Below are 25,095 nucleotides of genomic sequence, written 5' to 3' on the forward strand. Positions count from 1 at the left end.
CGCATGAGCGTAGTCTGTACGGCCCACTCTCCGCCTTGCTGGTCACCCTCCGTAAACTACTGCGCTTAAGGGAATTTTCCCGCCTCTTCGCTACCCTCGGCGGCTGAATTACGCTGCGTTAAGTCTATTGCCCGCCGAGACCTGCCGATCCCATGACGTCGACCCGCGACAACGAGCTTGGTGCACGCCGCGAAGAGGGCCCGCAGGCCCTGGTCGGGCTGAGCCAGCTTGCGCTCGATCACATGGAGCAGGGCGTCTGCGTCTACGACGCCGCCAACCGGATCGTGCTGGTCAACCAGCGCTATCTCAGCCTGTTCAACATGTCGGCCGAGACCGTCCGGGTCGGCACGAGCTACCGCGACGTGCTCGCCCACAGCGCGACGCTCGGCAACATCCCCGCAGGGGAAGTCGATGCGCTCTATGCAGCGCGCATGGCGCGGATCGCGGCCGGCCAGCCGTTCCGGACTGAACAGACGCTCGCGAGCGGCCTCGTCATGGCGCTCGAGCTGAAGCCGCTCCCCGGCGGCGGCTGGATGACGATCTGTGACGACGTCAGCCGCCTCGCACGGCTCGAGGCGGAGCTGCGCGTGCAGACCGAGCGCAGCCAACACGCGCTTGCCAACATGTCGCACGGTCTCATCATGTATGATTCCGACAGTCGCGTCGTCGTCTGCAACGAACGTTTCCTGAAGCTCTACAATCTCGACCCCGAAATCGTGAAGCCGGGCGCCACGCACGGCACGGCCATCGATCACTGGCTGTCGCGCGGCAATTTGCCGGGGATGTCGGCCGACGAGTTCCATGACGCCAGGCTGGAGGACGTGCGCGCCAGGAAGGCGAAAACCCTGCTGGTGATGCGCTATGACGGGCGGATGGTGCAGGCGGTCTCCCGCTTCCTGCCGGACGGCGGCTGGGTGACGGTGCATGAAGACGTCACGGAGCGGCTGCAATACGAGGAGACGCTGCGGCAGCAGAACTTCATTCTCGATGCGGCGCTGGAGAACATGGCGCACGGGCTCGCCTTCTACGACAGCGGGATGCGCCTGCGTGTCTGCAACACCACCTACCGGAAGATCTATCGGCTGTCGCCGGAGGAGACCAAACCGGGGACGCATCTCGCCGAGTTGATCGAGCGCTCGATGGCGAAAGGTGCGTTCTCCTCCGAATATAGTCCGCAGCAGCTCCTGGAAGCCGCCAGCGCGAGGATCGCCAACCGCGATTCCTCGCCGATGCGCCGGCGCATGTCGAACGACACCATGATCTCGGTGCGCTACTGCGCGCTGGCCGAGGGCGGCTTCGTCGCCACCTATGAGGACATCACCGAGCGCGAGCACGCAATCGAGGAGTTGAGCGAGCAGTATCGGCGCTTCGACGCGGCCTTGAACAACATGAGCCAGGGCCTCTGCATGCTGGATTCGAGCCTGCACGTGATCGTCTGCAACCGCCGCTACATCGAGATGTACGGCCTGTCGCCGGACGTCGTGAAGCCAGGTGTCTCGATGCGCGAGATCATGGAGCACAGCTGCGAGCTCGGCACCCATCCGAACACCACCGCCGCGCGGCTCTATGCCGATTATGTCGAGAGGCTGCGCGAGGGCGAGCACACGCTGCACCGCCATTTGAGCGACGGCCGGATCATCAAGCTCAATCACAAGCGAATGGAGCACGGCGGCTGGGTCGTCACCTACGAGGACGTCACCGAGCGCCACAAGGCCCAGGCTCGCGTGGCGCACATGGCGCGGCACGATTCGCTCACCGACCTGCCCAACCGCACGCTGTTCCGCGAGAAGATGGGCGAGGGACTGAACCAGGTCGCGATCGCCGGCGGCGCGATGGCCGTGCTGTGCTTCGACCTCGATAATTTCAAGACCGTCAACGACCGCCTCGGCCACGCGGCCGGCGACCGGCTGTTGCGCTGGGTCGCGGCGCGGCTGAAGGAGAATGTCGGCGAGCACGACACCGTCGCGCGGCTCGGCGGCGACGAATTCGCCGTCCTCCAGCGCGGACCGCAGCCGCAATCGGCGGAAAAGCTCGCACGCCGCCTGGTGGAGATCATCGGTCACCCGCCGCCGCTGGAGAACCAGTCGATCCATGTCGGCGTCTCCGTCGGCATCGCCATCGCGCCCGATCACGGGCTCGATGCCGACGAGCTGATGAAATGCGCCGACCTCGCGCTGTACCAGGCCAAGGCCAAGGGGCGCGGCGCCTTTCAGCTGTTCGAGCCCGAGATGGAGGAAGAGGCGCGCAGCCGGCACGCGCTGGAGCACGATCTGCGCGGCGCGCTCGAGGCACGTGAGTTCGACCTGGCATTCCAGCCGCAGGTGCGGCTCGACACCACCGAGCTGACCGGCTTCGAGGCGTTGCTGCGCTGGAAGCATCCGTCGCGCGGTTTCGTCTCGCCAGCCGAATTCATTCCGATCGCGGAAGAGAACGGACTGATCGTCCCGATCGGCGAATGGGTGCTGCGCACCGCCTGCGCGACCGCCGTGTCCTGGCCCGATGTCACCGTCGCGGTGAACCTGTCGCCGGTGCAGTTCCGCTCGCGCGGGCTGGTGGCGATGGTCACGAGCGCACTTGCGGAAGCCGGCCTGCCGCCGCAGCGGCTCGAGCTCGAGGTCACCGAGACGGCGCTGCTCGACGACAGCGAGGCGACGATCGAGATCCTGCACCAGCTTCGCGCGTTAGGGGTGCGCGTCAGCCTCGACGATTTCGGCGTCGGCTATTCCTCGCTGAGCTATCTGCGCAAGTTTCCGTTCGACCGCATCAAGATCGATCGCTCCTTCGTCGGCACGCTCGGCGAAAGCCCGGAGAGCATTGCCATCGTCCGCACCATCGCCAGCCTCGGCTCAGTGCTCGGCGTCGAGACCACGGCCGAGGGTGTCGAAACGATCGAGCAGCTCGACTTCGTCCGTGAATGCGGCTGCACCGCCGTGCAGGGCTATTATTTCGGCAGGCCGTGTCCGGCGTCCGAGGTCGGACGCGCCATCGAGACGCTGAACGCGGTTCGACGCGTGGCGTAAGGATCTGCGTTGGGTGGGTTAGCTCGCAGCCGCGCGAAGCGCGGTCCCTACCCCGCCGCAGGCAGCGCGCTATCCGGCGGCGTGCCCCACGGCCGCTCGGCCGACGCCAGCCCGATCAGGCGACCCTGGATGTAGTCGCAGCCCCAGTCGCGAAGCATGTTTGCGGCTTCTTCGTCCTGCACCCATTCGGCGACCGTCTTGATGTCGAGGCGGCGGGCGAGATCGATCAGGGTCTGCACGAAGGCGCGGTCGTCGGCCGAATGGGTGATGTTCTGCACGAAGGCGCCGTCGATCTTGACGATATCGACGCCGAGCTTGCGCAAATTCCGGAACGAGGTGTAGCCGGCGCCGAAATCGTCGATGGCGATGCGGCTGCCGAAATTCTTCAGCCGGGTGACGAAGCCGCGCACGTCGTCGATGTCCTGGATCGCGACCGTCTCGGTGATCTCGACGATCAGCCGTTCGGCAACGCCGGGATGGGCCAGCATCAGAGACTCGATGCCCGCCCACCAGTCCGGATCCATCGTGGTATCCGGCGAGATGTTGAGGCTGAGGCAGATGTCGGGCGCGGCCGCGAGCTCGGCGACCACCAGCTCGAGCACGCGATGATCGACGAGGCGGATGAGGCCGAGTCGTTCGGCGACCGGCACGATGTCGGGCGCCAGCAGCACCTGGCCGTCGCCCTGGTCCATCCGCACCAGGCATTCATGGAACGCGCGCTCGCGCGAGGCGGCAGCAACCACCGGCTCATAGGCAAGCTTGATCCGGCGCTCGTTCAGCGCGGTGACGATCTCGTCGGTGACGCGGATGTTGACGCGGCGCTGGGCGTCGCGCGCGGCATCCGGGCGCCAGGCCGCGAACGAGCCGACGCGGCGCCGCTTCGCGGCGTCCAGGGTCTCGTGGGCGCGATTGACGGCCTCGTCGGTGTTGCGGGCATAGCGCGGCACGCTGACCGCGCCGATCGAGGCGGTGACCGAGACTGGGCCGGATTTGGTCGGCACAACCTCGTCGCGGATGCCGGCGAGGAAGCGCTCGGCGGCGACGTTCATGTCGTCGACGGTGCAGTTCTTGAGGATCAGGCCGAACTTGTTGCCGGAGAAGCGCCCGAGCACGTCGCCGCCGCGCAGGCGCGCGCGAATGCGCTTGGCGACGTCGAGGATCACGGCGTCGGCAACGTCGAAGCCGAAGGCGTCGTTGACGCGGGCGAGATGATCGATGCCGACCAGCATGAAGGCCGCGGTCGAGCGGAAGCGGGTCGTCTCCTCGATCGCCTCGGCCAGCGCCGCGATCAGATGCGAACGATTGAGCTCGCCGGTCAGCGGATCGAGCCGGGCCAGCTTCGTCAATTCCTCGTCGCGGGCGTGGCGCTCATTGTTGATGCGGACGGAGCCGATCGCACGCACCGGGCGGCCGTCGGGCCCGGCGAACCAGCGCCCGGTCTCCTCGATCCAGACCACGGGATCGGCGGCGCTCAAGCGTACGCCATATTCGACCCGGTAGGGCGTGCCGTCGGCGCCATGTACGGCGGAGGTTTGCGCCAGCGCCGCGGTCCGCAGCGATTGCGCGGGCTCGATCAGCTTGGCGAACTCGGCGCCGGTGGCCAGCCGCTCGGCGGGAATGCCGGGGAAGATGGCACTGGCCTGATCACCCCAGACGATGGCATCGCTGGCGACGTCCCAGGCGAACACGGCCTGGCCGAGAGCAGCCAGGATGTCGGAGGCTTGCGGCAATGCGGGGGTCAAAATCGCCTCGTTTCGGGACAGCGGAGAGTCCTGGGTCGGCACAGGATAGAGCCAGATTCGCCTTTGACCCTAGGCAAAGTTCATAAACAATTTGGAAACCACGTTCTGCAGGCCTGCGGAACCAAACCGGCCCGGCCGGCATAGGCCTTGCGAGTACGTGACACGCACCGGCGCCAGCGTTCCGAAACGCGACAGGCTCGCCGGACCAACGGTGATTGCGATGTTCAGTACTGATCGATCGGTCCAGGCGGACAACGGCACGGGCACGGCCCTGGTGCCGCTGCTGCCGCTTCTGCGCTTGGCCAACAAGGCGCCGCTGTCGCGCCCCGATTCGAGCTTCGTCACCCAGCTGATCGCCAATGCCGAGCACCTGCCGCAGACGAACCGGCTCCGCTGCGCGTCTTCCGAAGACGCGCAGATGGCCTATGGCAGCAAGCATCCGCTGGGAAGCGTCAGCGCGCGGACGCGACAGGTGGCTTGAGGCCGATCAGCGCGGCGGCGCGTCGGGAGACGGCGGCGTGCCGTTGCCCGGCTGCAAATCCGGCGAAGGCATGCTCTGGACGGGCTTCGGCGCCGGGTGGTCCATCAGCACGGATTCGGCGACCGACTGCGCAGTGGGCGCGGGCGGCGCCACCGGTGCCGGTTGCGGCGCAATCAGCGGCTCGAACTTGGGCTCGGCGACGGCTTCATCGGCCGGCGCTTCGGCCTGACGCCTGGCCTTGCGCGAAGCGGGCGCTGTCGTCTCGCCGGCATAGGCGACGCGGCGGCGCGTGCGCTGGGCGATGCCGCCGAGGAAATCGGCCATCGCGAGCAGCACCAGCAGGAAATAGGTGGAGTTGCCGAATTTCGGCCACATCACGAATTCGGCCGCAGCCGCGCCAAACACGATCAGCGACAGCAAATGATCCATCAGGAATCTCGCGCCCGGCCGCGCGCCCTTCACCACCTCGAGCAGCAGCAGCACGATTCCGAGCGCGAGCATCACGTCGGCGAGCGTGACCGGCCAGGCCTCGCCCGTGATCATGGGCACCTTGAACAGCACGTCCGTAAAGGACACGCTCGGCATCAGGAAGGCGATGATATTGTAGACCGCGAGCGGGATCAGGAGCAGCGGGAAACCGACCATCGGCGAAATGCCTTCTCGATCAAGATATCCAGACAGGACAATGCGGCGGCGAAGCATTCGCTCCGCCGCCGTCACCGTCATATCTCATGGGTTGGCCGAAATCAGGCAGGCGAAATGATCCCGCCCGGAGAAAGATCCTTAACTCAGGACTCTTTCTTCTTCAGGACCTGACGGCCCTTGTACATGCCGGTCTTGAGGTCGAGATGATGCGGACGACGGAGCTCGCCGGAGTCCTTGTCTTCCACATAGGTCGGCTTCTTGATGGCGTCTGCCGAGCGGCGCATGCCACGGCGCGACGGCGAGGTTTTTCTTCTCGGAACGGCCATTTCAATATCCTCTAGGGATTGGTGTCATCAGGGCATCGTCCACAGGACGGCTCAGCACCCAAACGGGGCGAGCGGAATGCCGATCAAGGCCGCGCTTATAGAGGAAGGCTGGCCCTAAAGCTAGGCTCTTGGACCGGAAAATACGTCCGGAAAGGGCCAGAAATCAGCGATTTTCCCGCCAACAGGTCGAAAGCGAGCTGGCCTGCGCCCTGGCAACATAGGTCCCGGCCAGGCGCCTGACACCCGGTCCAGGGGTCCTGGCGCTGCGTTTGACCGGATTCGGCAGGATCGAGGCCAGAAGGGCGGCTTCCCGGGGGGACAGGTTGGCCGCCGACTTGCCGAAGGCATAGGCGCTGGCGGTCTCCACCCCGAACTGGCCCTGCGGTCCCAGCTCGGCGATGTTGAGGTAGATCTCCAGGATCCGCGCCTTGGGCAGGACGAAGTCGATCCACAGCGCCAACGGGAATTCCAGCGCCTTGCGGACGAAGTCCCGCCCCTGCCACAGGAACAGGTTTTTTGCGACCTGCTGGGTGATCGTCGAGGCGCCCCGGAACGGCGTACCGTCTTCGTTCGCGTCGTCGATCGCCTCGCGCAGCGCGCCCCAATCGATGCCGTGATGCTTGCAGAAATGGGCATCCTCGGCCGCCACCGCCGATCGCGGCAGTGAGGCCGACATCGCCGCCAGATCGATCCATTCCCGATGCATCGGCGCGCCCCGCAAGCTTCGCCAGGCCATCAGCGTCGAAACCGGATGGCCGGTGCGGTAGAACGGCGCAATCACATAGGGCGCGAGAGCCACGACCGCGAGCGCTACCAGCAGGATTTTGACGATGCGCAAATCGACCTTCCCGGCGCAAAATGAAACGCGGCCACGGCTCTCGCCATTAAGTCTGTGATAATTCGGGCCTTTTCCAGCGCTTTTTAGCCCTTCCAAACGATTGACTGAAGCGGGCGCATAAAGGATTGTCCCGCCGAATTTTGGTTCTGGAGCCCTTCTTGATGACCGGCACGTCCCCGTCCGATTTCGCCAAACGTCTGGACAAGACCGCTGATGACACCGAGGCCCTGCTCGGGCGCCTGTTGGCGGACGACATCCTGCCCGATGAGATCGCCCGGCCCAAGCGACTGATGGACGCAATGCGCTATTCGAGCCTGAACGGCGGCAAGCGCCTGCGACCGTTCCTTGTGGTCGAGAGCGCGGCCGTGTTCGGCGTGCCGCGCGAGGCGGCGCTGCTCGCCGGTGCCGCGCTCGAATGCATCCACTGCTACTCACTGATCCATGACGATCTGCCGGCGATGGACAATTCGGACCTGCGCCGCGGCCGCCCCACCCTGCACAAGAAGACCGATGACGCGACCGCGATCCTCGCGGGCGACGGCCTGTTGACGCTCGCCTTCGACATCATCACCCGCGACGAGATCCACCGCGACGCCAATGTGCGGCTGCTGCTGACGCGCGCGCTGGCGCGCTGCGCCGGCATCGGCGGCATGGTCGGCGGCCAGATCCTCGATCTTGCCGGGGAAGGCCGTTTCGGCGACCGCGAGCCGGTCGATGTCGCCCGTCTCCAGCAGATGAAGACCGGCGCATTGCTGCGCTATGGCTGCATCGCCGGAGCGATCCTCGGCCAGGCCTCGCAAAAGGAATATCAGGCGCTCGACGATTACGGCCGCGCACTTGGCGAGGCCTTCCAGATCGCCGACGACCTGCTCGACGTGGAAGGCGACGCGGCTGCGCTGGGCAAGCCGTCGGGCCAGGACGCCGCGCTCGGCAAGACCACCTTCGTCACCCAGCTCGGCATCGAGGGCGCCAAGCAGCGCGTGCGCGACCTGCTCGCGCGAGCCGACAGCGCCGTGTCAATCTTCGGCGACCGCGCCGCAGTGCTGCAAGCCGCGGCGCGCTTCGTGGCCGAGCGGAAGAACTAGCCACGCGATGACGGGCGGCAACAAAGAGGATCCCGCCCTCGTCCGCTTCCGCCAGATGTCGCGGCCGATGCGGCTGATTTACGCCCGGCCGCGGACGTTCATCTCGCTCGGTATCGGCGTCCTCGTCTGCCTGCTCGCGCCGGGCTCACCCCGGCTGACGACGCGGCTCGTGCTCGGCTGGGATGCGCTGATCGCGGTTTATCTCGTGCTGGTCTATGCGATGATGCTGTGCAACGACCACGAGCACATCCGCCGTAGCGCCGCGATGCAGGACGACGGCCGCTTCGTGATCCTGCTGGTGACGGCAATCGGCGCGTTCGCCAGCATCGCAGCGATCGTGGTCGAACTTGGCACCCATCGCGGCGCGGCGGAGCTGACCATCGCGATCACCACCATCGCGCTGTCCTGGGCCGCCGTGCACACGACTTTCGCGCTGCATTACGCGCATGATTACTACCGCCACGCCGAGCCGGGCGGTCTTCAGTTTCCGAGCGGCGACAAGGAAGATCACGCCGATTATTGGGACTTCGTCTATTTTTCGTTCGTGATCGGAATGACCGCACAGGTCTCCGACGTCGGCATCACCGACAAGACCATCCGCCGCACCGCCACGGCGCACGGCATCGTATCCTTCATCTACAACACGGCGCTGCTGGCGCTGACGGTAAACATCGCGGCGAGCGCGATCGCGACCTGATCCCAGCGACATTGTCACGGCTTCGCCGGACAATGTCGAGGGACGCAGTGCCCTCAGTTGCAGACCTCGGCATTGGCATCAACGTGAGGGCCGCCGCCACCGCGATATACGAGGTGGCAGCCGCGCTGGACCGGACGGCAGAGAAGATCGTTGCAATAAATCTGACCACTGCCGCCCGAGGCGCGACCAGCGCCGGCCGCGGCGCCCGCGATGCCTGAGCCATACCCTCCGGCGGAGCCCGTCTGCACGCGCTTCTTTGCCTGACGATCCTCGCTGTCGTCACGTCGCGAGGTCGCGGGCTTGGAAGTCGTCGGCTTTGCGGCACGCTTCTTCTCGCATTCGTTGTCGTCGTTCAGCGCGAAGCCATCGCCGCAAACGATCCTGGTGCACTTGTCGCCGTCGACCTTGAAGCCGTGCTCGCACACCAGCGGGCAGACGCGCGACGGTTTTGACTTGACGGTGTCGAGCGCATCGGTGCTTGCCACCTTCACGTCGAGCTTGGTGCCAGCATAGCGGTTGAACTGCGACAGCGACCGCTGCGCGGACGTGTTCCAGTTGCCGTCGGCGGCGCCGGAGAAGCAGCCGACGCGGCCGAGCTCAGTCTGCACGGAACGGTTGAGATCGGCCGGCGCAGTGGCCGGTGTCAGCGAAGCAACGTTGGTGCCTGAGGGGCTCGCCGTGCTGGCTGGCGCAGCACTCGGCGCCGTTGCGGCGAGATTGACGCGCTGCTGCTCGGCGGCGGCCGCCTGCTGCTGTGCCTGTTCCTTGGCTTTCTGCGCGGCGAGTTGCACCTGCTCCGCGGCCTTTGCATCGGCCGCAGCCTTGGCCTGCGCATCCTTCTGCGCGCCAAGCGCGGCAAGACGATCTCGTTCAGCCTCGGCCTGCTTGGCCTTTTCCGTCGCCGCCGCATGGACCTGCTCGGCGCTGATTTTCTCGAGCTGAAGCTTGGCGAGGCTGGCATAGAAGCCGTCGGGGTGCTGGGCGAGAAACGCGTCCCATGCCGGCCTGTTGCCGACCTGGAGCGCGAGCTCGTAATCGCGGCGGATGTCGGCCTGAGGATTCGGCGCGGGCGCAGCGGCAGCCGTCACCTTGACCGGCACCAGCGGCACGTCGTCGCCACCGAGCGAGCCGTAGACGAACGGTTCCTGCTTGTTACCCGTCGACTTGAGCACGTCGTCGCGCACGAAGCCGAAGGCGCGGCGGACGTCGAGGCCGGGCGTCGTCAGGTGCTTCGACAGCGCCACGGTAAAGGGGCTGTTGGCGCCGTCGCCGTCCTGCGCCGTGAAACCGGCCTTGGCCGAATAGGCGATCAGCGTGTTGGAGCTGGTCGGCTCGACCTGGGCGAGGCCGCGGCCGATACCGCGCGAGGCAATCGTGCGCTTCATGGTCTTGCCGAACGGATTGTCGCGGCAGGCGTCCAGGATCACGAGGCGAAGCTGTTTTGCGGGTTCGACCGCGACCAGAACGCGGTCGAGCGACAGCGCCTCGTCAAACACGTCGGTGTCGCGCTCGAGCTTGGCGTCGACGGGGATCAGATAGTTCGAGCCTTCGACCTCGATGCCGTGGCCGGCATAGTAGACCACGGCGATATCGGCATCGCGGGTTGCGTCGGCGAATTCGCGCAACACACGCCTCGTCTCCAGCGCCGACAGGTCATGCCGGGAATCCACGATGTCGAAGCCGGCCTCCTTCAGCGTCCTGGCCATCACCGTGCCGTCGTTGACGGGATTGGCGAGCGACGGCGCGTGCTGATAGGCCGAGTTGGCGATCACCAGCGCCACGCGCTTTCCGGCGAACGCAGGCCCGGCGCCGAACAGCAGCGTGAGAGCGAGGAGAAGCGGACCAAGTCTGAGCAAATGGCGCATGACACGACTTCCGAGTTCAGGGCCGTACGGGCCCCCTTGGGATCGCTTTAGCAAGTTCCGGCGCGGGTGCTTGTGATGGAGGTCACGAAGGCCGCGCCCGCGGGGTGCCGCAAAAGGCCCCTTTTGTTTGTCGTGCCAGCCCTGCCGGGGTTCGCTGACGGGCGCACGCGCGGGCCGGGTTCCCTCAGCCATCTCCAATATGCCCCCGATATTGCGGTAGCTCGTCTGTAATTTCGTGCCAGGGCGCCTTCGAGCCCACGAAAATGTGGGCGCCCGGCCGGATCGAGGGGGCATCGACCAGGGTTCCCATGGCGACATGGACCCATTTTCCCTCGCGCACCCGGGAATAAAGCAGCGAGCCGCAGCGAGCACAGTGGGCGTCATGGGTGGTGTCGTCACCATAGATGGTGCGCTGGTCCTCACCCCTGACGATGCGCAGCTTGCTCCGCTCGATCCCGGCGAACGGCTTGAAGGCGGCGCCGGTGGTGCGGCGGCAATTCGAGCAGTGGCAGTTCATCGCATAGGAGAACGCGTCAGCCACCTCGTAGCGCACCGCGCGGCAATAGCATTCGCCGGTCAGGATGGGAGCGTTCGCATTCTCTGATCCGGTCATCACAGCGTCCTTGCGCAAATGGTACGGACACCATAGCGCATTTTGACATGTACGACTAAGTTCACCCCGAGCCATCATTCAAAGGGATGACCCATGAGCCAGAACCGTTCGGGCGTCGAAGCCGTCGTGCAATCCTATTTCGACGGACTTTACGAAGGCGACGCCGAAAAGCTCGGCGCCATCTTTCATCCCTCCGCCGATTTACGCTGGGTCGAGAAGGGCGAGCTCCAGGTGCTGACCGTGCCCGACTGGCTCGACCGCGTCCGCAAGCGTCCCTCCGGCAAGGCCGAAGGCAAGCCGCGCGAGGATTTCATCGTCACCATCGACCGTTCGGACGACAAGACCGCCTTCATCAAGGTCCGGTGCCAGTTGCCGCCGCGGTTTTTCACCGACTATCTGGTGGCGATGAAGCTCGCCGACGGCTGGCAGATCGTGTCCAAGTCTTATCGGTATGACCTGAGGGAATGAGGGGCCTGATCTTTCGTTGCCCGAAATCGGGCGCACTCGTTGCACGGATGGCGTGCACACCGCATCTCCACCTGCCCGTCTCTCTCAAAAGGCCCCCCATGCCTCTCGACCGCCGTTCTCTGCTCGCCTCGCTGTGCTGGTTTGCCGCCTCTCCCGCGCTCGCCGCGGAGACGCTGCCGGAACTCGAGGCCTATGAGCGCGACAGCGGCGGCCGGATCGGGGTCTATGCGGAGAACCTTGCGACCGGCGCGACGATCGCCTGGCGCGCCGACGAGCGGTTCGTCATGTGCTCGACCTTCAAGGCCTCGCTCGCGGCCTGCGTGCTGGCGCGGGTCGATCGCGGCGAGGAGCAGCTTGCGGCCATGATCCCTTACGGCCAGGCCGATCTTCTGGACTACGCGCCGGTCGCCAAGCAGAATCTCGCGGCCCGTGCGATGTCGGTCGCCGACATGTGCAAGGCGATCATCGAGCTCAGCGACAACACCTGTGCCAATTTGCTGCTGGCGCGGATCGGCGGTCCGGCCGCACTCACCGCGTTCTGGCGGTCGCTTGGCGACGCCACCTCGCGGCTCGACCACAACGAGCCCGAGCTCAACCGTTCCCCGCCGGGCGATCCCCATGACACGACGACGCCGGTGGCGATGGCCGGCAATCTGCGCCGGCTGGTGACGGGCGAGGCGCTGTCGCCGGCCTCGCGTGCTCAACTCACCGAATGGATGGTGGGCTGCAAGACCGGCGCGAACCGGCTGCGCGGCGGGCTCCCCGCGAGCTGGAAGATCGGCGACAAGACCGGCAACAACGGCAAGGACGCCTCGGGCGATATCGCGGTGGTCTGGCCCAAGCCGGATACACCGGTCCTGATCGTGGCCTATACCCAGGGCGGCACGCCGAGTGCGGCACGGATCGAAGCCGTGTTCGCCCGCATCGGCCGCATGGTGGCCGAGCGGCTGGCGTGAGCCGCGCGCATTGACCTTGCGGTTGCTTCCGGGCCAAGACAGGCCATGATCGCCGCTAAATTTCAGACCTTTCTCATCCTGCTCGCCGTGCTGGCGGGCACGGCACTTGTCGCGCGCCGCTTCAACATTGCGCCCGCCATTCTCCTGATGCTCTCCGGCGTCGGCCTCGCCTTCGTGCCGGGCATGCCGCCGGTCGAACTGCCGCCGGAACTGGTGCTGCTGATGGTGCTGCCGCCGCTGATCTACTCGGCCAGCGTCGCCATGAGCTGGCGCGAGTTCAGGAACAATCTGCGCCCGATCGTGCTGCTCGCGGTCGGCGCGGTGATCTTCACCGCAGCACTGGTGGCGGCCGCCACTCATTATATGATCGGGCTGCCCTGGACGGTCGGATTCCTGCTGGGGGCCATCGTCGCGCCGCCGGACGTGGTGGCGCCGCTCGCAATCGCGCGGCGACTGCACCTGCCGCGCAGGCTCATGGTCATCCTCGAAGGCGAAGGGCTCGCCAACGACGCCACCGCGCTGATCCTCTACCGCTTCGCGCTCGCCGCGATCATGGTCGGGAATTTCTCGCTGCCTCTGGCGGGCGGCGAGTTTCTGCTCATTATCGCCGGCGAGATCGCCTTCGGCATCGGCGTCGGCTGGCTCTCCTTGCGCTTCCGCAAATGGTCGGGGGATCCACAGGTCGAGCTGACACTGTCGCTGATCACGCCCTACGTCTCCTACTGGCTGCCCGAGCATCTCGGCGGCTCCGGCGTGATCGCCACGGTCGCCTGCGGCCTCTATGTGAGCTGGAACGGCCCGCTGCTGATCTCGGCATCGACCCGGCTGCAAGGCATCTTCTTCTGGGACCTCGTGATCTATCTCATCGAGGGCTTGCTGTTCCTGCTCACCGGATTCCAGATGCGCGCGCTCTACGAGAAGTCGAAGGCGTTTCCGCTCGACGACATCATGATCGCGACCGCCGTGGTGCTGGCGGTCGTCGTGATCGCACGCTTCGCCTGGCTCTATCCCGCGACCTATCTGCCGCGGATGCTCAGCAAGTCGCTGCGCGCGCGCGACCCGTCGCCGCCATGGCAATGGCCGTTCGTGCTCGCGTTCACCGGCGTGCGCGGCGCCGTGTCGCTGGCGGCAGCGCTGGCGCTGCCGTTCACGCTGCCGGGCGGCGAGGCGTTTCCGTTTCGCGACCTGATCCTGTTCGTCGCCTTCGGCGTCATTTTCGTCACGCTGATCGGGGTCGGCTTGACGCTGCCACCGGTGGTGGGCTGGCTCGGCGTCGCGGACGCCGGCCGCAACGAGCATGTCGCCGAGCACGAGGCCGAAATCGCGGCCCGGCGCCAGGCCCTCGACGCGGCGCTGAAGTCGCTCGACGCGCTGACCGGGGAAAAGGACGTGTCGGACGAGGTGATGCGGCTCCTGCGCGCGCGCCACGAGATCCGCGTCAACCAGCTTCCCGATTCGCTCGATCCCACCCACCATGACGTTTCCACCGCCGGCACCGCGCTGACCCGCGACCTGATCGCCGCCGAGCGCAAATTCATCCACGACCTGCTGCGCGACGGCCAGATCACCGACGAGACGCGTCGGCGGATCGAGCGCGATCTGGATCTGGAGGAAGCGAGTTTGGCGAACCGGGAGTATCGGGGGACACCGCTGTAGCTTCTGTCATCGCAAGCAAAACCGACTACCGCTTCCCGCAAAACTCCCGCGCCGCTACCGCCACGGCGTCCGCAATCTGGTCCTGTCGCTCCTGCGAGTTCATCGTCATTTCCTCGTCGCGGTTGATGATCGAGCCGGCCTCCAGCAGCACGGCGGCGCTGCGGGTTTGCGACAGCACGACGAGCCCGTCGTAACGGTAGACGCCGACATCCTTGTCGAGCAGCTGACGCCGGTAGCGGCCCATCACCGGCAGGGTGTATTGGCTGGCATAATGCAGTCCCTGCTCCTTCAACTGCCTGCCGATCATCCGGGCCAGCATCAGGCTGGTGGCGAAGTGCGGATTCCGCTCCGACACGAACAGCGAATGGCCTGAAAACCGGTCGCTGAAATAGCTGTTCGCGCCATCGAACTCCCACGTCTCGAGCAGCTTGTCCGGCACCGAATCGTGATGGATCGACAGGAAGAGATCGGCCCGGCCGTCATTCGCGGCACTGACGCGCTTGAACAGGCTCGGCCGCGCCTTGCCGTCCGTGACGAGCAGGCGGGTTGCGCCAAAGCCTTCGGACTTGAGCTTGCCCGTGATCAACCTTGCAAGCCGGAAATTGAAGCCGAACTCCGTGTCGTTGCGCGCGCTCAACGCGCCGTAGGAGTCCGGCGTGTGCCCGACATCCACGACGATCCGGAATTTCGACATCTCGCATTTGGCCGCGGATTGCGTCGGCTTCGGTTTTACCATTTTTCGCAGCGCAACGGCTTGACCGCTGCCGAGCGGCGACAGCACGATCGACGCGACGAGCGGCGAGACGAGAATTGCGATGATGCTCCGCGATCGCCTCAAGTCCTACTCCGCTGCCGCAATCCTGGGGTGGCCGACGAATCCCGCGACGTCGCCAAAGCGTTCCAGCATCACCGCGGGCAGGTCCTTGGCCTTGCTGGTGACGCAGGCGCCGGAGCGCACGGCGTAGCGATCCTGATGCGCAGCCTGCGGCGGCGGCACGCCCTGCTGGAGCGCACGCGCCAGCTCCATCACTGTCTTGCGGAAATGCATGATGCCGAGATCGGTCGGGCCGAGATGCTCACGGGTGCGGTCGGCAATCGGGCCCTGACTATCCTGCACGGCGGCGTCCTGTTCGGAGACGCCCTTGATGCCGGTATAGCTCCTGGTCTTCTGCAGCTTGCGGTCGATCAGATAGTCGTTGCCCTTGTGACGCAGTGGAACGTAATTGTCGTCGACTTCCGCGATCACGCCATTGCCTCGGTCGAAGGCGTCGCGCTCGGCTTGCGTCAGTGGACGATCCGGATTCCAGGCATAAGTGTAGATCCAGCAATTGGTGTCCGTGACCGGAACGAAGGTCTGGCCAAAGATGTTCTCGCCCGGCATCGCGCTCGGCGCATAGGCGTGGAACGGCATCAGGAACTGCGCGATGCGCCAGTAGATGTTGTCGCCGCCGGTGAGCCGGCCGCCTGCGATGGTGAGGCCGGCGTCGTGCGGGGCGATCTTGATCACCGGCCGCGGGTCCTCCGCGATCCAGCGCATGTGATCGCTCGACATCCGCGCGATCGGGTTCACGAAATGCTTCTTGATGTCCAGAATCTCGTTCTCCTCCTTGTCGAAGGAGAGATGCGCGAAGGTGAAGTGCGCGGTGTCGATCGAGCCTTCCAGCGCCTGCACCCAGTTGCAATCCTGCCATTTCTTGCTGACGTAGCGGTGCGAGGCCGGCAGCAGCGCCATCTCCAGATCGGGCAGCTCGGGCATCGCATTCGCGGGGCCCATATAGGCCCAGATCATCTCGCCCCATTCGCGCACCGGATAGGACTTGATGCGGATGAGATCCTTGGCGTTGAGATCGGGATAGGAGGTCGGCATGTCGACGCAGCGACCTTCGGTATCGAACTTCCAGCCGTGATAGACGCAGCGGATGCCGCATTCTTCATTGCGCCCGAGCCAGAGATTGGCGCCGCGATGCGGGCAGTACTGATCGATGATTCCGACGACGCCGCGTGAGTCGCGGAAGGCGAGCAGCTCCTCGCCGAGGACGATGATCTTCTTCGGCTCGCTATCGGGTTCGGGAAGCTCCTTCGACAGGAGCACGGGAATCCAGAAGCGGCGCAACAATTCGCCCATGCCCGTTCCAGGGCCGGACTCGGTCAGGAACTTGTTGTCCTCGGCTCGGAGCATGGCTGATCCCCCCGATTTGTTTTTGGGAAGATTGGCGCGGGAGCAGGAGGACGTCAACGCAAGAAGCGGCGTCTACACCGGCCTCTCGCCCTTCACCGTCACCCGCGTGCCGGACCGCGTATGGGGCCAATAGTCCCACATTGCGCGGTGCTGGGTGCAGCGGTTGTCCCAGAACGCGATGGCGTTCTCGGTCCAGCGGAAGCGGCACTGGAATAGCGGGTTTTCCGCGTGCTGATAGAGGTAGGCAAGCATCGCATCGCTCTCGTCGCGCGGGACGCCGTTGATGTGGCGGGTGAAGCCGCGATTGACGTAGAGCGCCTTCTTAGCCGTGACCGGATGCGTGCGCACCACGGGATGCTCGGCACTCGGATAGGATGGACGGTCGGCGACGCCGTAATTGGCGTAGAGCCCGCGATAGATCGGCTCGCCGTCGTGCAGCGCAGTCAGCCCGTCGAGATAGGCCTTCATCCGATCCGACAGCGCCTCATAGGCCGCATACATGTTGGCGAACAGCGTGTCGCCGCCGCGCGGCGGGCATTGCTTGATGTAGAGGATCGATCCCATCGGCGGCTCGAGATCGCAGGACACGTCGGAATGCCAGCCCTCGCCATTGGCACGCGGCGAGTTCGCATCGGCATAGATCTTCATCAGCGCCGGGTCTTCGTCCTCGTGCGGGGCGGCGGGATGGAAATGCAGCTCGCCGAACTTGCGGCCGAAGGCGAGATGCTGCTGCGGCGTGATGTGCTGGTCGCGCAAGAAGATGACGAGGTTTTCGGCCAGCGCGCGGTGGATCTCGTCCATCTGCCGGTTGGAGCGGGCATCGTCCGAGACGAGCTTGCCGATGTCTACGCCGGATATTTCCGCGCCGATGATCGGGGTCAGCTTTTCGACCGCGATGGTTTCGTAAGGCGTGCCGTCTTCCGCCGTGTGGCGGTAGCGCGGGCCCTGCTTGCCGGCGAGTGAGCTCATGGGTGTTGCTCCCAATCATTGTTGATTGAGAGCCATCGTAGCGCGCGGTGACAGATACGCAATCTGCGCTGCAAGCACAGCCGTCGTCCCGGGGCGCGCAAAGCGCGAGCCCGGGACCCATAACCGCAGAATTGGGTTTGACGATGATTCGGAGTGACAGTTCACCATAACCACAACGGCCTGTGGTTACGAGCCCCCGCCTTCGCGGGGGCGACGAGCAGAGCGCGGGCTACAGCTGAGTGAAATCACTCCGCCGCGGTCACCGGCACCTTGGCGCCCTGGCCGTAGCGCTGGTCGATGTAATCGATCACGAGCGCCTTGAAGTCGGCGGAGATGGTCGGGCCGCGCAGCGTGCGGAACTTCTTGCCGTCGACGAACACCGGGGCGGCCGGCGCTTCGCCCGTGCCCGGAAGCGAGATGCCGATATTGGCATGCTTGGATTCGCCGGGGCCGTTGACGATGCAACCCATCACCGCGACGTTGAGTTCTTCCACGCCGGGATATTTCGTCTTCCAGGCCGGCATCTCGTCGCGGATGAAATCCTGGATCGAGCGCGCCAGCTCCTGGAACGTGGTCGAGGTGGTGCGGCCGCAACCGGGGCAGGCCGCGACCAGCGGCACGAAGGTGCGAAAACCCATGGTCTGCAAGAGCTCCTGGCCGACCTGCACCTCGCGGGTGCGATCGCCGCCCGGCTCCGGGGTCAGCGAGATGCGGATGGTGTCGCCGATGCCCTGCTGCAGCAGGATGCCGAGCGCGGCCGAGGACGCCACGATGCCCTTGGTGCCCATGCCGGCTTCGGTCAGACCGAGATGAATCGCATAGTCGGAGCGGCTGGCAAGATCCTGATAGACCGCGATGAGATCCTGCACCGCCGAGACCTTTGCGGACAGAATGATGCGGTCCTTCGGCATGCCGAGCTCTTCGGCACGCGCGGCCGAGAGCAGCGCGGACTGCACCATGGCCTCGCGCGTCACCGCGCGCACGTCGCGCGGGTTGGCGGACGCGGCGTTCTCGTCCATCAGCTTGGTCAGCAGTTCCTGGTCGAGCGAGCCCCAATTGGCGCCGATGCGCACCGGCTTGCTGTTCTTGTTCGCGATCTCGATGATGTCGGCGAACTGGGTGTCGCGCTTGTCCTTGAAGCCGACATTGCCGGGATTGATGCGATATTTGGCGAGCGCCTCGGCGCAGGCCGGATAGGCGGCGAGCAGCTTGTGGCCGATATAATGGAAGTCGCCGATCAGAGGCGTGGTGATGCCTCGCTTGAGCAGGCCGTCGCGGATGTGCGGAACGGCGGCAGCGGCCTCCTCGCGGTCGACCGTGATGCGGACCATTTCGGATCCGGCGCGCGCGAGCGCTGCGACCTGGGCGATGGTGCCGTCGATATCGGCGGTGTCGGTGTTGGTCATCGACTGCACGACGATCGGCGCACCGCCGCCGACGGCGACGTCGCCGACCTTGACCTGGGTGGTCCTGTGCCGGGGCGCGGGGCCAGCGACGTCGGAATCGATGGGGTTTTCGAGCTTGTTCATGGCGTCCAAATATCAGGTTTTGGTGACGTTCAGCAATGCATCAGGCGGCGCCACAGCCGTTCGGCTGGGACGGTTAACCAGAAAAAGCCCAGCAATTACAAGGACGGCCGCCGCCCCGAAAGTCAGGCTCAAGGTGTCGTGCATGATGAAATAGCTACCCACCACGCCAAACAAAGGGGTGATGAAGGTAAAAGCCGACAATTTGCTGGCCGAATAGGTCTTCACCAACGCGAACCAAAGCGTGAACGTGGTTCCCACCACCCAGATCGCCTGAAAGGCCATCAGGCCGAGCGACAGCGGGGACGGCGTGTGGGTTATGGATTCGCCGAACAGCCAGGCTGCCAGCCCCAGGATCGGGATCGAGGTCGCGACCTGATAGCCCAGCGCCTTCTCGGGCGCGGCGAAGCGCAGCCGCGTGCTCTTGGCGACCAGTGTGGTCGCAGCCCACAGCGCCGCGCCGCCGACGATCATGAGGTCGCCGAGCAGAACGTGGGAATCGACATTGGGCTGCGGCACGCCGATGGCGAGCGCGACGCCGGCAAAGCTGATGGCGAGCCCCAGCCATTGCGTGCCGCCGAGCCGCTCGCCGAGCACCTGATAGGAGCCAAGCGCGACGAAAAACGGAGCGGTGTAGAGAAACACCACCGCGCGGGACGCAGGGGTGAGGCGCAGCCCCTGGAAGATCAGCACGAATTCGATGCCGAACATCAATCCGGCGATGAGGCCCGGTTTCCAGGTGCCGTCGCGCTCGAAGAATTTGACGCCGCGCAAGCTGCCTATGATGAACAGCACCGGCAACGCGCCCATCGAGCGGATCATCGCCTGAAGCATCGGCGGGATGTCCGGCAGCACCAGCTTCACCGCGATCTGGTTGAACCCCCAGGTCAGGCACAGCATGAGCATCAGCGCGATGGCGCCGGCACTGAGAGGGCGCCCGGTGGACGGTATGGCTTGTGGTGAGGACATGTCTTCCCGAAAAACCGGCTTTGCGCCGTTGTTGCTTATGCAGCTTTCTGACAATGGGCGCAGACGCCCGTGATTTCCACCACGGACAATTTGGGGGCGAAGCCTGAGCTGCGCGCGGCGGAGTTGAGGTCCCTGGCGAAGGAGGCCGACGGAATCTCGCCGACGAGGCCGCAGCGCTCGCAGATCAGGAACGTCACCGCCGACGTCGCGTCATGATCGTGGGCGGCGCAGGCCAGATAGGCATTTCGGCTTTCGATGCGGTGCACGAGGCCGTTGGCCATCAAGAAATCGAGAGCACGATAGATCGTAATCGGCGCCGGCCGCGGCATCGATTTAGCCAGTTCGTCGATCACCTCGTAGGCGCCGAGCGGACGATGGCTGGAGAGCAGCGCTCCCAGCACCTGGCGCCTGATCGGCGTGAATTTCTGCGCGCGTTGCTCGCAAACGGCCTCGGCATGCGACAGCGCGTCCGCGGTGCAGCGGCCGTGATCGTGGTCGGGCGTCGGAAATGCCGGCTTTGCGAGGGTCATGTGGCCTGACTTCTAGCATTTCGCCGATGGAACCCAAAGCGCGACCGGGGGTCTTGGCCACCAGCCATGCTTTCGCGGCGGGACAGCGTCCCGCTAACCCGCCGTGAAATAATCATAAGCTTGCTTATCATATGCGAGCTTATAGGAGACAAAGCTTATGACCCGCGGGTCGGTCGACCAGAACTTCCTGTTCACGCTCGGTGAGCTCTACCGCCTGTTGCGCGTCTACGCCGACAAGGAGGCCTCGCGCTTCGGCATCACCCGCGCGCAATGGGCGGTGCTGTCCAAGGTCGAGCGCAGCGAGGGCATGAAACAATCGGAACTCGCCGAGCTTCTGGAAATGCAGCCGATCACGCTGACGCGGCTGATCGACAAGCTCTGCGACAGCGACTGGATCGAGCGCCGCAACGACGCCTCGGACCGCCGCGTCAAACGGCTCTACTTGAAGAAGGCCGGCCGGACCTTGCTCGGCAAGATGAGCGGCCTCAAGTCCGAGCTTACGGCCAACGCGCTCGACGGCATCAATCCGGCGGACGCTCACCGTCTTCTCACCCAACTCGAATCCATCAAGGAAAACGTGCGTAACGCGATCCAGACCAGCGGAGCGGAACAAGCGCGTAAGGAGCAGCGCTATGGCTGACCAGGTTCTCAAATTCCAGCCTGAGCAGAAGAGCGACAGCGGCAAGCCGACCAAGAAGGCCGGCACCGATCCGCGCCGCCGGCTGATGGCGGGTCTGCGCCGCTATCGCCGCGTCCTCCTCCTGGTCGTGCTGCCGATCGTCGTCGCCATCGGCGGCATCACCTTCTATCTCAACGGCGGCCGCTATGTCGGCACCGACGACGCCTATGTCGGCGCCCAGAAAGTGCTGGTGACGCCCGACATCTCCGGCAAGATCCTGAAGGTGGTCGTGAAGGAAGGCCAGTCGGTCAAGCGCGGCGACGAGCTGTTCGAGATCGACCCCGTGCCGTTCCGCCTCGCGGTGGACGAGGCCAGGGCGCAGCTGATGCAGGCGCAGTCGACCTATGACAATCTCGTTGCCAACATCAAGATCTATGGCGACATGCTCAACCTTGCCCAGCAAGGCATCGATCTGAAGCAGCGCGACGTCGAGCGCAAGCAGGCGCTGGTGAAGAACAATTTCGGCTCGCAGCTTGATCTCGACAACGCTTCGAATGCTCTGGTCACCGCCGGCGCACAGGCGCAATACATCAAGCAGCAACTCTCCAACGCCAAGACGCAGCTGCTCGGCGACCCCGCCTTGCCGCTGGAGCAATTCCCGCCCTACGCACAGGCGAAAGCCAAGCTGGACGATGCCCAGCGCAACCTCGACCACACCGTGCTGCGCGCTCCGATGGACGGCGTGGCGACACAGGTCGAGCAGATCCAGCTCGGCCGCTTCGTCACAGCCGGCACGCCCGTCTTCTCCATCATCGACGTCGCCCATCCCTGGGTCGACGCCAATCCGAAGGAGAGCGACCTCACCCACGTTACCGAAGGGCAGGCCGTCACGCTCGAGGTCGACGCGTTCCCGAACCACGTCTTCAAGGGCAAGATCGGCTCGCTCTCGCCCGGCACCGGCGCGCAATTCGCGATCCTGCCGCCGCAGAACGCCACCGGCAATTTCGTCAAGGTGGTGCAGCGCGTGCCGATCCGGATCTATTTCGACGAAACCGACAAATACGTGCGGAAGCTGAAGGCCGGCATGAGCGTCTATGCCACCATCGACACCGGCCATCAGCGCTCGCTTGCCGGCCTGTTAGGCCTGTCGGCAACGGCGAACCAGGACAAGGACTGATCCGGTGTCCGGCCCCAATGCCCATTTGATGGTCCCCGGCCTGCGCCGGAACATGGTGACGATCTGCGCCATGACCGCGACCATCATGCAGGCGCTGGATACCACCATCGCCAATGTCGCCCTGCCCTACATGCAGGGCACGCTGTCGGCCTCGCAGGACCAGATCAACTGGGTGCTGACCTCCTACATCGTCGCCGCCGCGATCATGACGGCGCCGGTGGGCTGGATCGCCAACCGCTTCGGCCGCAAGCGCATCTTCATCATCTGCGCAGCCGGCTTCACCATGGCCTCGGTGCTGTGCGGCCTCGCGCAAGACATCAACCAGATGGTGCTGTTCCGGCTGCTGCAGGGCGTGTTCGGCGCGGCCCTGGTGCCGCTGTCGCAATCGGTGATGCTCGATTATTACACGCTGCAGGAGCGCGCCAAGGCGATGTCGATCTGGGGCATGGGCGTGATGATGGGCCCGATCATGGGCCCCTCACTCGGCGCCTGGCTGACCGAGACCTATTCGTGGCACTGGGTGTTCTTCGTCAACTTGCCGTTCGGCTTCATCACCGTGCTCGGACTGATCGTCTTCATGGACGAGACAGACAGGAATCTCAGCCTCAAATTCGACTGGTTCGGCTTCGCCGCGCTGGCGGTGGCGATCGGCTCGCTGCAGCTTGCGCTCGACCGCGGCGAGCAGCTGGGCTGGTTGGAATCCAATGAGATTCTCGCGGAGTTCATCATCTCGGCCGTCGCCTTCTACTACTTCCTCGCGCACTCCTTCACGACCTCGACGCCGTTCATCCGCTTCGCGCTATTCCGGGATCGCAACTTCGTCACCGGCTGCATGTTCATGGTCGTGATGGGGCTCGTGCTGTTCTCGACCATGGCGCTGGCTTCGCCCTACATGCAGAACGTGATCGGCTATCCCATCATCACCGCGGGCCTGCTGCTGGCGAGCCGCGGTTTCGGCACCTTCTTCGCCATGATGCTGGTCGGCCGCATGATGCGTTATTTCGAGGCGCGCACGCTGATCATCTCCGGCCTGACGCTGACCGCCGGCTCGCTCTACCAGATGACCGGCTGGACCGATTTGACCCAGGTACCGGAGATCGTGACCGTGAGCGTCATCCAGGGCTTTGGCTTCGGCCTCGTCTTCGTGCCACTCTCGACAGTGGCGTTCCTGACGCTGTCGAACAATCTGCGCACCGACGGCACCGCGATGCTGACCCTGATGCGCAACGTCGCGAGTTCGGTCGGCATATCCGTGGTCATCGCCCAGCTGACCCAGGGCACGCGGCGGACCTATGCGATCCTCTCCGAGGACATAAACCCGTTCAACCACGCGTTGCAGATGCCCAACGTCAGCGGCATGATCAACCTCTCCACCGACGCCGGCCGCGCCATGGCAGACAGAATGGTCAGCGTGCAGGCGCAGATCATCGCCTTCGCACACGACTACCAGCTGGTGATGGTCTTCATCCTCTGCACCATCCCGCTCGCTCTTTTGATCGGTTCGACCAAGGCCACTCTGCGCAAGCAGGCCGCGGGGCCGGAGCATGCGGTGATGGAGTAAGGGGGGTCACAACTTCCGCCGTCGTCCTGGACAAGCGAAGCGCAGGTTCAGCACCCCTACCCCAAAAACTCTTCGCAGCCGAGATCGTCGACAGCGAGCATCACGCGCTCCAGATTATTCCACCAGATCACCGGGGGGATATTGATGCTCCATTGCCAGACCGGCTTGGTGATGTGCCAGAGCACCGACCAGCGATAGTCCTGATCGAGCGCGCCGCGCGTATAGCCGCTGACGCCGTGCGCGATCAGCGTGTCGTGGTAATGGTTGAGCAGAAGGCGCTCGAGCGCCTGCCGGCGTTCCGGATACCAATGCAGCGCCATCATATAGGCGAGGTCGCGGGTCGGCACGCCGATCCGCCACTGGTCGAAATCGAAGATACGGACGGTGTCCGTCACGCCGGCACGCGGCAGCAGAAAATTCCAGATATGGGCGTCGCCATGGGTGATGGTGAGGTGGCGGTGCGAATGATAGCGCCGCAACAGCCGGTCGGACTGATCGATGAAGCGGCGGTAGAGCGTGCGGCGCTCTTCACTGAGACGATCGCCGAGCTGATCGGCGAACCGGTCGTAATGGGATGCGAACGTCTCCAAATCTGCGGCTGTATCGTCCGTGCTCGCCCAGGTCCCGGCGGTCTCGCCGAGACCGGCATGGTCCCACCACGCCGCGTGCCAGCGCGCGAGCGCGGTGACGATGGCCAGCGCCTGACCGCGCGATGGCGGCAGCGGCCATTGGCTCGCGATCTCGTGGCTGTCGGTGAGATCCTCCAGCAGGAGATGCCAGGCGAGGCTCTCCTCGTCGAAATTCCCGTCGAAGCAGCGCGGCACCAGCTGCGCCGGCATTCTGGGCGCAAGCTGTGTGTAGTAGGCCACCTCGTGGCGACCGGCATTCGCCAGCGGCTTGGCGAACGCGGCATGCGGCGTCTTGAGAATCAGAGACTGCGGCGAGCCGGCGGATTCCCCGACATAGCGCAGGCCGAGCCGGGTGATATGCGACACGACCGTGTCGCGCTCATGCAGCACCTTGACCTCGCGCACGGCACCTGCGTCCAGCGCGCCGGCCTTGCGCAGTGCCGCGGTGAGATGTGCGGCGTCCGCCGCCTCCGGCAATCGTGAATCTGTCATGAGCGCCCGACCCCCGTCGCGTTGCTCCATTCTGCACAACCGCGCTGCCGGG

Annotated in this window: 23 protein-coding genes; 10 read left to right on the top strand and 13 right to left on the bottom strand. The window is 65.2% G+C overall.

What is annotated here, in order from left to right:
- Positions 1-152 precede the first annotated feature (152 nt).
- Positions 153-3,020 carry a PAS-domain containing protein gene (locus tag JQ572_RS17960; RefSeq protein ID WP_211384024.1) on the top strand — a complete coding sequence of 956 codons (2,868 nt, stop codon included), beginning with the start codon at positions 153-155 and terminating at the stop codon, positions 3,018-3,020.
- Positions 3,021-3,067: 47 nt separating this feature from the next.
- On the opposite strand, the gene JQ572_RS17965 is transcribed toward JQ572_RS17960, so the two are convergent.
- The gene (locus tag JQ572_RS17965; protein ID WP_211384023.1) at positions 3,068-4,762 is read right to left on the bottom strand and encodes a GGDEF domain-containing phosphodiesterase; all 1,695 of its coding nucleotides are present in this window, start codon (positions 4,760-4,762) and stop codon (positions 3,068-3,070) included.
- A gap of 220 nt (positions 4,763-4,982) precedes the next feature.
- Between JQ572_RS17965 and JQ572_RS17970 the strand changes: the two genes are divergently transcribed.
- Positions 4,983-5,243: a hypothetical protein gene (locus JQ572_RS17970; protein WP_211384022.1), complete on the top strand. Its 261-nt coding sequence runs from the start codon at positions 4,983-4,985 to the stop codon at positions 5,241-5,243.
- 6 nt (positions 5,244-5,249) lie between these two features.
- Here JQ572_RS17970 and JQ572_RS17975 read toward each other — a convergent pair whose 3' ends face one another.
- The 3 genes from JQ572_RS17975 to mtgA all read right to left on the bottom strand — a co-directional run bounded on the left by JQ572_RS17975 (position 5,250) and on the right by mtgA (position 7,052).
- Positions 5,250-5,888, bottom strand: coding sequence for a hypothetical protein (locus JQ572_RS17975; protein ID WP_211384021.1), 639 nt, complete (start codon positions 5,886-5,888; stop codon positions 5,250-5,252).
- Between the two features lie 143 nt (positions 5,889-6,031).
- On the bottom strand, positions 6,032-6,214 hold the full coding sequence (rpmF, locus tag JQ572_RS17980) for a 50S ribosomal protein L32 (RefSeq protein WP_007598106.1): 183 nt from the start codon (positions 6,212-6,214) through the stop codon (positions 6,032-6,034).
- A 163-nt stretch (positions 6,215-6,377) separates the two neighbouring features.
- Positions 6,378-7,052, bottom strand: coding sequence for a monofunctional biosynthetic peptidoglycan transglycosylase (gene mtgA, locus JQ572_RS17985; RefSeq protein WP_211384020.1), 675 nt, complete (start codon positions 7,050-7,052; stop codon positions 6,378-6,380).
- Positions 7,053-7,213: 161 nt separating this feature from the next.
- Here mtgA and JQ572_RS17990 point away from each other — a divergent pair, with 161 nt between their 5' ends.
- Together JQ572_RS17990 and JQ572_RS17995 are read left to right on the top strand one after the other, a co-directional pair.
- Positions 7,214-8,137, top strand: a complete 924-nt coding sequence (locus JQ572_RS17990) for a polyprenyl synthetase family protein (protein WP_211384019.1) — start codon at positions 7,214-7,216, stop codon at positions 8,135-8,137.
- 7 nt (positions 8,138-8,144) lie between these two features.
- Complete coding sequence (locus tag JQ572_RS17995; protein WP_211384018.1) at positions 8,145-8,834, top strand: DUF1345 domain-containing protein; 690 nt, start codon at positions 8,145-8,147, stop codon at positions 8,832-8,834.
- A gap of 53 nt (positions 8,835-8,887) precedes the next feature.
- Here JQ572_RS17995 and JQ572_RS18000 read toward each other — a convergent pair whose 3' ends face one another.
- Together JQ572_RS18000 and JQ572_RS18005 are read right to left on the bottom strand one after the other, a co-directional pair.
- Complete coding sequence (locus tag JQ572_RS18000; protein ID WP_211384017.1) at positions 8,888-10,699, bottom strand: caspase family protein; 1,812 nt, start codon at positions 10,697-10,699, stop codon at positions 8,888-8,890.
- A 184-nt stretch (positions 10,700-10,883) separates the two neighbouring features.
- On the bottom strand, positions 10,884-11,312 hold the full coding sequence (locus JQ572_RS18005; RefSeq protein WP_211384016.1) for a GFA family protein: 429 nt from the start codon (positions 11,310-11,312) through the stop codon (positions 10,884-10,886).
- 93 nt (positions 11,313-11,405) lie between these two features.
- Between JQ572_RS18005 and JQ572_RS18010 the strand changes: the two genes are divergently transcribed.
- From JQ572_RS18010 to JQ572_RS18020, 3 genes are all read left to right on the top strand, one after another.
- Positions 11,406-11,780: a nuclear transport factor 2 family protein gene (locus tag JQ572_RS18010; RefSeq protein WP_211384015.1), complete on the top strand. Its 375-nt coding sequence runs from the start codon at positions 11,406-11,408 to the stop codon at positions 11,778-11,780.
- Positions 11,781-11,878: 98 nt separating this feature from the next.
- Positions 11,879-12,736, top strand: coding sequence for a class A beta-lactamase (gene bla / locus JQ572_RS18015; protein WP_211384014.1), 858 nt, complete (start codon positions 11,879-11,881; stop codon positions 12,734-12,736).
- A 45-nt stretch (positions 12,737-12,781) separates the two neighbouring features.
- Positions 12,782-14,392 (top strand): Na+/H+ antiporter, encoded by a 1,611-nt coding sequence (locus JQ572_RS18020; protein WP_249129076.1) that lies wholly within the window; start codon positions 12,782-12,784, stop codon positions 14,390-14,392.
- Positions 14,393-14,417: 25 nt separating this feature from the next.
- Here the strand turns inward: JQ572_RS18020 and JQ572_RS18025 are convergent, their stop codons facing one another.
- The 6 genes from JQ572_RS18025 to JQ572_RS18050 all read right to left on the bottom strand — a co-directional run bounded on the left by JQ572_RS18025 (position 14,418) and on the right by JQ572_RS18050 (position 20,565).
- A complete protein-coding gene (locus JQ572_RS18025; protein WP_211384013.1) occupies positions 14,418-15,230 on the bottom strand; it encodes an N-acetylmuramoyl-L-alanine amidase in 813 nt (270 codons plus the stop codon).
- A gap of 3 nt (positions 15,231-15,233) precedes the next feature.
- Positions 15,234-16,571 carry a Rieske 2Fe-2S domain-containing protein gene (locus JQ572_RS18030; protein ID WP_211384012.1) on the bottom strand — a complete coding sequence of 446 codons (1,338 nt, stop codon included), beginning with the start codon at positions 16,569-16,571 and terminating at the stop codon, positions 15,234-15,236.
- A 72-nt stretch (positions 16,572-16,643) separates the two neighbouring features.
- The gene (locus JQ572_RS18035) at positions 16,644-17,540 is read right to left on the bottom strand and encodes a TauD/TfdA dioxygenase family protein (protein WP_211384011.1); all 897 of its coding nucleotides are present in this window, start codon (positions 17,538-17,540) and stop codon (positions 16,644-16,646) included.
- 245 nt (positions 17,541-17,785) lie between these two features.
- The gene (ispG, locus tag JQ572_RS18040; protein ID WP_211384010.1) at positions 17,786-19,069 is read right to left on the bottom strand and encodes a flavodoxin-dependent (E)-4-hydroxy-3-methylbut-2-enyl-diphosphate synthase; all 1,284 of its coding nucleotides are present in this window, start codon (positions 19,067-19,069) and stop codon (positions 17,786-17,788) included.
- Positions 19,070-19,081: 12 nt separating this feature from the next.
- Positions 19,082-20,035: a DMT family transporter gene (locus JQ572_RS18045; RefSeq protein WP_211384009.1), complete on the bottom strand. Its 954-nt coding sequence runs from the start codon at positions 20,033-20,035 to the stop codon at positions 19,082-19,084.
- Positions 20,036-20,070: 35 nt separating this feature from the next.
- Positions 20,071-20,565: a Fur family transcriptional regulator gene (locus JQ572_RS18050; RefSeq protein WP_211384008.1), complete on the bottom strand. Its 495-nt coding sequence runs from the start codon at positions 20,563-20,565 to the stop codon at positions 20,071-20,073.
- 157 nt (positions 20,566-20,722) lie between these two features.
- On the opposite strand from JQ572_RS18050, the gene JQ572_RS18055 reads away from it, so the two are divergent.
- Genes JQ572_RS18055 through JQ572_RS18065 form a run of 3 tightly spaced genes read left to right on the top strand, consistent with a single transcriptional unit; the run spans position 20,723 to position 23,922 of the window.
- Entirely contained in the window at positions 20,723-21,205 is a 483-nt protein-coding gene (locus tag JQ572_RS18055; RefSeq protein WP_211384007.1) for a MarR family winged helix-turn-helix transcriptional regulator, read from the top strand.
- Complete coding sequence (locus JQ572_RS18060; protein WP_211384006.1) at positions 21,198-22,361, top strand: HlyD family secretion protein; 1,164 nt, start codon at positions 21,198-21,200, stop codon at positions 22,359-22,361. The genes JQ572_RS18055 and JQ572_RS18060 overlap by 8 nt, the downstream gene beginning before the upstream one ends.
- A gap of 4 nt (positions 22,362-22,365) precedes the next feature.
- The gene (locus JQ572_RS18065; protein WP_211384005.1) at positions 22,366-23,922 is read left to right on the top strand and encodes an MDR family MFS transporter; all 1,557 of its coding nucleotides are present in this window, start codon (positions 22,366-22,368) and stop codon (positions 23,920-23,922) included.
- A gap of 56 nt (positions 23,923-23,978) precedes the next feature.
- On the opposite strand, the gene JQ572_RS18070 is transcribed toward JQ572_RS18065, so the two are convergent.
- On the bottom strand, positions 23,979-25,043 hold the full coding sequence (locus JQ572_RS18070; protein ID WP_211384004.1) for a phosphotransferase: 1,065 nt from the start codon (positions 25,041-25,043) through the stop codon (positions 23,979-23,981).
- Between the last annotated feature and the right edge of the window lie 52 nt (positions 25,044-25,095).

The sequence above is a fragment of the Bradyrhizobium sp. SZCCT0153 genome (genome assembly GCF_018129995.1).
GTDB classification, from domain to species: Bacteria; Pseudomonadota; Alphaproteobacteria; order Rhizobiales; family Xanthobacteraceae; genus Bradyrhizobium; species Bradyrhizobium japonicum_G.

What these genes read in the sequence shown, in the direction of transcription:
- JQ572_RS17960 (WP_211384024.1), top strand. Translation starts at nt 153, where the DNA reads ATGACGTCGACCCGCGACAACGAGCTTGGTGCACGCCGCGAAGAGGGC.
- JQ572_RS17970 (WP_211384022.1), top strand. Translation starts at nt 4,983, where the DNA reads ATGTTCAGTACTGATCGATCGGTCCAGGCGGACAACGGCACGGGCACG.
- JQ572_RS17975 (WP_211384021.1), bottom strand. Translation starts at nt 5,888, where the DNA reads ATGGTCGGTTTCCCGCTGCTCCTGATCCCGCTCGCGGTCTACAATATC.
- rpmF (WP_007598106.1), bottom strand. Translation starts at nt 6,214, where the DNA reads ATGGCCGTTCCGAGAAGAAAAACCTCGCCGTCGCGCCGTGGCATGCGC.
- JQ572_RS17990 (WP_211384019.1), top strand. Translation starts at nt 7,214, where the DNA reads ATGACCGGCACGTCCCCGTCCGATTTCGCCAAACGTCTGGACAAGACC.
- JQ572_RS17995 (WP_211384018.1), top strand. Translation starts at nt 8,145, where the DNA reads ATGACGGGCGGCAACAAAGAGGATCCCGCCCTCGTCCGCTTCCGCCAG.
- JQ572_RS18000 (WP_211384017.1), bottom strand. Translation starts at nt 10,699, where the DNA reads ATGCGCCATTTGCTCAGACTTGGTCCGCTTCTCCTCGCTCTCACGCTG.
- JQ572_RS18005 (WP_211384016.1), bottom strand. Translation starts at nt 11,312, where the DNA reads ATGACCGGATCAGAGAATGCGAACGCTCCCATCCTGACCGGCGAATGC.
- JQ572_RS18010 (WP_211384015.1), top strand. Translation starts at nt 11,406, where the DNA reads ATGAGCCAGAACCGTTCGGGCGTCGAAGCCGTCGTGCAATCCTATTTC.
- bla (WP_211384014.1), top strand. Translation starts at nt 11,879, where the DNA reads ATGCCTCTCGACCGCCGTTCTCTGCTCGCCTCGCTGTGCTGGTTTGCC.
- JQ572_RS18020 (WP_249129076.1), top strand. Translation starts at nt 12,782, where the DNA reads ATGATCGCCGCTAAATTTCAGACCTTTCTCATCCTGCTCGCCGTGCTG.
- JQ572_RS18030 (WP_211384012.1), bottom strand. Translation starts at nt 16,571, where the DNA reads ATGCTCCGAGCCGAGGACAACAAGTTCCTGACCGAGTCCGGCCCTGGA.
- JQ572_RS18035 (WP_211384011.1), bottom strand. Translation starts at nt 17,540, where the DNA reads ATGAGCTCACTCGCCGGCAAGCAGGGCCCGCGCTACCGCCACACGGCG.
- ispG (WP_211384010.1), bottom strand. Translation starts at nt 19,069, where the DNA reads ATGAACAAGCTCGAAAACCCCATCGATTCCGACGTCGCTGGCCCCGCG.
- JQ572_RS18045 (WP_211384009.1), bottom strand. Translation starts at nt 20,035, where the DNA reads ATGTCCTCACCACAAGCCATACCGTCCACCGGGCGCCCTCTCAGTGCC.
- JQ572_RS18050 (WP_211384008.1), bottom strand. Translation starts at nt 20,565, where the DNA reads ATGACCCTCGCAAAGCCGGCATTTCCGACGCCCGACCACGATCACGGC.
- JQ572_RS18055 (WP_211384007.1), top strand. Translation starts at nt 20,723, where the DNA reads ATGACCCGCGGGTCGGTCGACCAGAACTTCCTGTTCACGCTCGGTGAG.
- JQ572_RS18060 (WP_211384006.1), top strand. Translation starts at nt 21,198, where the DNA reads ATGGCTGACCAGGTTCTCAAATTCCAGCCTGAGCAGAAGAGCGACAGC.
- JQ572_RS18070 (WP_211384004.1), bottom strand. Translation starts at nt 25,043, where the DNA reads ATGACAGATTCACGATTGCCGGAGGCGGCGGACGCCGCACATCTCACC.